General features: G+C 66.5%; 4 protein-coding genes and 1 pseudogene. 2 read left to right on the top strand and 3 right to left on the bottom strand.

Annotation, left to right across the window (positions count from 1 at the left end):
* Positions 1-454 precede the first annotated feature (454 nt).
* The gene (locus tag BIV23_RS38305; protein ID WP_143079200.1) at positions 455-832 is read left to right on the top strand and encodes a hypothetical protein; all 378 of its coding nucleotides are present in this window, start codon (positions 455-457) and stop codon (positions 830-832) included.
* 195 nt (positions 833-1,027) lie between these two features.
* On the opposite strand, the gene BIV23_RS38300 is transcribed toward BIV23_RS38305, so the two are convergent.
* The 3 genes and pseudogenes from BIV23_RS38300 to BIV23_RS38285 all read right to left on the bottom strand — a co-directional run.
* Entirely contained in the window at positions 1,028-1,306 is a 279-nt protein-coding gene (locus BIV23_RS38300) for a hypothetical protein (RefSeq protein WP_071385609.1), read from the bottom strand.
* 62 nt (positions 1,307-1,368) lie between these two features.
* Positions 1,369-2,478 carry an LLM class flavin-dependent oxidoreductase gene (locus BIV23_RS54160; RefSeq protein ID WP_177240189.1) on the bottom strand — a complete coding sequence of 370 codons (1,110 nt, stop codon included), beginning with the start codon at positions 2,476-2,478 and terminating at the stop codon, positions 1,369-1,371.
* A 467-nt stretch (positions 2,479-2,945) separates the two neighbouring features.
* Positions 2,946-4,028 (bottom strand): annotated as a pseudogene (locus BIV23_RS38285) (arabinofuranosidase catalytic domain-containing protein); the annotation flags it as partial.
* Between the two features lie 904 nt (positions 4,029-4,932).
* Between BIV23_RS38285 and BIV23_RS38280 the strand changes: the two are divergent.
* Positions 4,933-6,090 (top strand): non-reducing end alpha-L-arabinofuranosidase family hydrolase, encoded by a 1,158-nt coding sequence (locus tag BIV23_RS38280; RefSeq protein WP_177240188.1) that lies wholly within the window; start codon positions 4,933-4,935, stop codon positions 6,088-6,090.
* Positions 6,091-6,249: the final 159 nt, after the last annotated feature.

Raw genomic sequence — 6,249 nt, 5'->3', positions numbered from 1 at the left:
CGCGCTTCCTAAAACACGGCCTAGGGGGGAACCAAGATGGTGAGGAACAGGCTTCGTGCTGTACTGGCCATGACGTCGGTCGTTGCTGCGACCGGCACTACGGTGCTGACGGGCTCGGCTGCGGCTCTCGCCAACAACGGCCAGCCCTGGAACGGGTTGCCCGGACGGAGACGTGTGCACCTCTGTTGAAGGCCCCCGCGACGATATCGGCACCGAACAACCAGAACGGCGCGTCTGTGCCGCCGTGCAGCGGCCTCAGTGGGACCGGTGACTGCAGTGTTGTCTGGGTCCCGCCATAGCTGACGAACCGCTGGATGCGAGGCTCGAACAAGCGGAATGACATGTCGGTATATCCAGGCAGCTCGGAATACCTTGTGTGTCTTCCTGTCCTGACCCTCCTCAAAGAGTCAGAACAGGCTCGGTCCTCTTCGAACCTGGAATACAGGAGAAGTTGATGCGGAAACCCAGACTCGTCCTTGCCATGGCCGTGCTGGCCTTGACGACCGCAGGTGTGCAGGCCGGTACGGCGAGCGCGGCCACCAAGTCGCCGGCGTCGTTCGTCGAGATGACCGAGGCGTGGCACGGCAACGCGGTGGTGCGTCTGTGGTGGAACACGAGCAATGGCGGTATCCATGCCGAGTACTACGACCCGGACAACACCACCCAACCGGTATGGGTCGGGATCTACAACGCGGCGACGAGGCAGATAGTGACTCAGGCGGAGACCGCTGGTCCCGGTCCGATCAACACGGACGAGGTGTTCACCCCGGGGTCCATCTTCGCCTGCGGTGGGGGCGGCCGCATAGCGCAGTTCTGCACGGGCAACACGTGATCCGATCAGCCGTGTGACACGGATCAGCCGGTCGCTGTGGGAGCGGTCGGTAGGCCGGTCACGCCATGTTGAGCCGAGGCCGAATGCTGTTCGCAGCGCCGGAGATCCGCCGGCGCACATATGGTCCCGGCACCCGGCCTGGGGCCGGGTGCCGGGACCAGCTACCTCACCGGCGGACCAGCGCAGGATGAAATCTCAGAATGCCTTGCTGTTGCATCCCATGGTCGAGCCCATGTGCGTGGCCTGGCCGCCCGGGTTGCCCTCGCCGTTCAGGGCGTTGCCCAGCACGCCGTTGAGCAGACCGACTTCACCAAGGACATCGAGGTTCAGGTCGTGCGACTTGCATCGGGCGCTCTGGGTGATGTTGAACTTGTCCCCGTGGCCGCCGCCCTCGCCGGCGTGGGCCGTGCCGCTGACGAGGCCGATGCTGCCGAGCGCGGCGACCAGGACGGCAAAGTTGCGAAGCTTGCGCATGTCATCTCCGGCAAGTGAGTTGATGCGATCTACAGCAGATCGACTTTTCACAGTTGTGGAGTTTATTGGCAATTACGCAAAAATCGATGCATTGCGTTCATGGTCGTGCGGCAGAAACACCCGAACGTCGCATCGTCCGTGCATGGCCCCTGCGTTCGTAGTCTTCGAAAGGCCCATGTGCCGAGGCATCGTTGTCGGTCCGTCAGACGAGTAGTGCGGGTTTTGCGGCCGTGCCGAGCGCTGCGCGCCTGGAGCGGTCGTTGAGAGGCGGTGCCGGCCGTGTGCAGGCCCGGACACGGAGCTACGGGACGCCCTTGCGGTGCACTGTCCTGCACTTCGGGGGTCAGGCAGCGCGTCGGCCGACAGGCGAAGGTGTCGATGAGCCGTCGCATGGGACTGGGCCGGCCGCCTGTGTGGGTGGGGCGGGGGTGAGGTCGGGTTCGGCGGCTTGTGCCTTGATGAGGTGCCAGGGGAGCCGGTCGGCTCGGATCGCCGGTATTTCTCGGTGTCGGACGGCTGGTTGGCATCGGCGCGGAAGGGCCGCGGGCGCCTGGCGCGATGCGGGTCGGGGCACAGGCTCCCGCGCTGTCAGATGGCTTCGGCGGCTTGGCCGTGGTGGATGCGGTCGAGCAGTTGCCGGCGGTAGGCGGCCAGGTCGCCGTCGGGGAGTGGGCGGGGCTGCCGGTGACGGTGTAACACTCCTCGGCGTCGGTGTACCGGACGGTGACGTGTGCGGTGCGCTCCTCGCCGCCGACCACAGTGCGGACGGTGAGGTCGCCGGTGATGACGCCGATGTCGTCGGTCGCGCCCATCCACAGCTCCAGGCTCACGGGCGCCGGCGTGATGCGGCCCTTGACGTTGAAGTGTTTGCCGTGAAAGTCGAGTTCCTCGCCCTCCCACGCGCGCTGCACGATCGCGACGCCCTCCTCGTACCGCGACACCTGGTGTTTCGCATCGAGTACGAAAAGCTCGAACTCCGACGGGAAATTGCCCAGGCCGACGCCGAGACGGAGGCGGCCGTTGGACAGAATGTCGACCATCGCGCCGTGCTCGGCGACGTGGATCGGGTGTTCAAACGGGAGTAGTTGGACCGTGGTGCCGATGTCGACCCGTTCGGTACCGCGTGCAGGGCGTGCTGCACGTCTGTCAACTTGGTCACTGCGTGCTCCCACTTGTTGGGGAGCCGGCCGTCCCGAGGGATGTGAGTGTCCACCACGGCAGTGACAGGCGGCGGGCCCAGGGGACAGCCTTGCACCCTTAGGGTTCGGATGGAGTTCGTGCCGTTCAATGACGCTGTGGCCCCCGCCGTCACGCGGTGGCTGGTTGCCGATCGTTCCTGCCGGGCGGACGGCCACGATGCGTTCGGCTTCACCCGTGGCGCTGTGCAGCACTTGGCCTTCGGCCACGGCCCGCACCACTGCCTCGCCCGGTCACTCGCCCGGACCGAACTCCAGATCACGCTGCCGATGCTCTTCCGCCGACGGGCGGACCTACGCCTCTGTGCTCTCGCGCCGGAGGAAGCGCGTTCGCCGAGCGTGCGGTCCACGGGGTACGGGAACTGCCCGTGACCCGGCGGATGTTGTCGAGGTCGGTGACTTCCCCTGACCTGAAGGAAGCCACCGGCCTGGGTCTATTTTCCGTAGCCGGCTGCTGCGACGCTGGCCTGCACTGCGTTCTCGGTGGCGTCCGACGGGTAGCCGGAGGTCATGACGCCTTCGTAGAAGGTGCCGGCGGAGCTGTGGCTGTTGTCGCCGCCGATGCCGAGGATGATGGCGCCTTCCTTCTTCATGGGGTTGTAGCCGGCGACGTTGGGGCGGGTGCCGCTGTAGAAGGTGGACAGGCCGCCGGACTGGGCGTTGCCGCCGCGGATGGCCCAGTGATTGGACTCGCCCTTGACGACGGCGGTGAGATAGCGGTGGCTTATGGACGGGTCGCCCGCGTTGTAGTGCTGGTTCACGCCGGAGAACAGGCCGTTTTCGAGGTCGGCCATGATCCAGGGGCCGTTGCCCGATCCGTAGCCCCAGACCTTGATGTTTCCGAAGTAGATGGCTTCCATGGTGCCGTTTCCGTTGTCCCGGCTGTTGGTCTCGGCGTTGCCGTAGTCGAAGCAGCAGCCGCCGTTGTAGTGCGTGCCGTCGAGGACGGCGTACATCCCCTCCGGCTGGTCCCCCTTCGCGACACCGTTGGTGGAGTTGTTGCGGTATCCGGTGCCCGGGGCCACGTAGACGCCGTACGCCTTGTGGCCGCCGATCGTGGTCGGTGCCGCGGTCGCGTTGGCGAGGTTGTCGTACCCGCCCGCGGCAGGGCCCGAGAACCCGCCGGGAGGTGCCTGGGTGAGGCGGTTGTTGCGGCCGGACTGGTCGTAGACGACGGTGATGAGGCAGGTGGTTCTGGCGCAGAAGGAGTCCTGGGCGGCGGCGTTGGCGTATCCGCCCCGGCTCAGGACGCCGATGTCGCGGGTGGCGTTGTCGGAGGCGCGGCGGACCTGGTAGAGCGGACCGTTGTATGAGGCGTACAGCGCCCGTGTCGTGCTGTGCGCCGCCACGCAGGGGGTGCCTGCGGCGGCGTAGAGGTCGCACGGCAGCGAGGCGGCGGCCGGAGTGGGGGAGGTGGCCGGGGCCGCGGGCGCCGTGCCGGTGAGCACGCCGACGCTGAGTGCGGCGGCCGCTCCGGTTGCGAGCAGTGCGCGCTGCCAGGGCCGCAGTTGTGGTCGGACGGTCATGAGTGAGCTCCTTCGATGGTGGGGGGTGACTCACGCGGTACCGGTGGTGCGGTGACTCAGGGGGTTGGTGGAGAACTTCCGGTCCTCACACGGCGCTCAGGCTGGAGGGGGACGATCGGTGCACGTGTGTGCGGTATATCGAACTATGCTCGGTACTTCGGACTCTCTGGATGATAGAAGTCCGGTCGTCATGGTCAATGCCTGTAACGGGCTTGGCTCGATGTGCACCTTCTGCCCGACGGTTCGGTCCTGGCTGACCCGGGCGTGCTCGCCTGCGTCGTATCACCGACCCTCACCGGAGACAGCACCCTGCGTGTGCAGTGACGGGAACGGCGTTGTCGGGCAGGACGGTGGGCAGGGGCATCGGGGAGAGGGGCGTACCCGGTGCTGAGGATGGCACCCACCAGGCGCCAACTCGGCCGTCAGCCGCTCGACGGTGCAGTGTGCTCCCGCGTGATCGTCGGCTGGCAGATCGCGAACCACACGCGAACCGAACTCCCGCCGCATATCACGTGATTGGCGGTTCTTCCCAGGTCAGAGGGATTGCAGGCCCTCGGGCGTCAGTGAAAGGTCAGCATCGGACGCGAGGAGTCAGCACAACGTGGCGGCACGCGCGCTGGCCCGCGGTATGGGTACTTTCTTCAGATCGGCCATAACCCATGCTCGTATGCTCCGCCGTGCCCTGGAACTGGCCGCTGCCGAGTGTCACCGGCTCAAGAAGATGGGTTGCGGCTCGCGAATTATGCGAGAGGTATTGACGCTGTTCACCGAATCCCTATCATCCACTTTGCTCGATACTTCGACCTGTATTCGCTATCTCGAACACGCCGCGTCGCATCGAGGCCCGCACAGCCTGCGACGGGGCCGACCGGAAACCCGCTCACTCAAGGAATACGAGGTCCCCATGCGCAGACGTAGTTCCCGCCGCACACATCGGTCTGTGATGCTCGCCGCCGTGGCCGCGGCCCTGGTCTCGTTGGCGGCGATGCCCGTCGCCAGTCCGGCTCAGGCGGCCACCAGCGGTGCTTTACGCGGTGTTGGTTCCGGACGGTGTCTCGATGTGCCGGGCGCCGGCCAGACCGACGGCACGTCCCCGCAGATCCGGACGTGCCACGGTGCCGGTAACCAGAAGTGGACCGGCCTGTCCGGAACGGGCAGCACGTGTTCTCTTCCGTCGACGTACCGGTGGACGTCGACGGGTGCGCTGGCGCAGCCGGCCAACGGGTGGGTCTCGGTGAAGGACTTCACCGACGTGGTCTACAACGGCAGGCACCTGGTCTACGCGTCGAACGTGTCAGGGTCGGGGTACGGCTCGATGGCGTTCGCGCCCTTCACGAACTGGTCGGACATGGCGTCGGTCGGACAGACCGGGATGAGCCAGTCCGCGGTGGCGCCCACGCTGTTCTACTTCGCGCCCAAGAAGATCTGGGTGCTGGCGTCCCAGTGGGGCGCGTCGCCCTTCATCTACCGCACGTCGAGCGACCCCACCAACCCCAACGGCTGGTCCGCGCCGCAGCCGCTGTTCACCGGCAGCGTCCCGGGCTCCGCCCCGATCGACCAGACCCTGATCGCCGACGGCCAGAACATGTACCTGTTCTTCGCCGGTGACAACGGCAACATCTACCGGGCGAGCATGCCGATCGGGAACTTCCCGGGCAACTTCGGCTCGTCGTACACGACGGTCATGAGCGACTCGGTGAAGAACCTGTTCGAGGCACCGCAGGTCTACAAGGTTCAGGGCCAGAACCAGTACCTCATGATCGTCGAGGCCCGGGGTGCGAACGAGCAGCGCTACTTCCGCTCCTTCACGGCCTCCAGCCTGAGCGGCCCGTGGACCCCGCAGGCCGCCAGCGAGAGCAACCCCTTCGCGGGCAAGGCCAACAGCGGCGCCACCTGGACCGACGACATCAGCCACGGCGACCTGGTCCGCACCAACCCCGACCAGACCATGACCATCGACCCCTGCAACCTGCAGTTCCTCTACCAGGGCAAGTCCCCCACCGCGAGCGGCCCCTACGACCAACTGCCGTGGCGGCCGGGTCTCCTCACCCTGCAGCGCTGAGCCGCCTGATCCACGGTGACCGCGATGCGGTGCGGTGTGCCGAGACGTGGACGAGCGGTCCACGGCCTGGACAACTCCACCTGCTGACCGGTACTCACCGCCCCGAGGAGCCTCAGCCGTACGTCGGCTGGGGTTCCTAATCCTTGAGTAAGCGGTTCC

It is taken from the genome of Streptomyces monashensis, assembly GCF_001866665.1.
Lineage (GTDB): Bacteria > Actinomycetota > Actinomycetes > Streptomycetales > Streptomycetaceae > Streptomyces > Streptomyces monashensis.
Note: the sequence above shows the minus strand (reverse complement) of the source record. Positions and strands in the feature narration are given on the sequence as shown.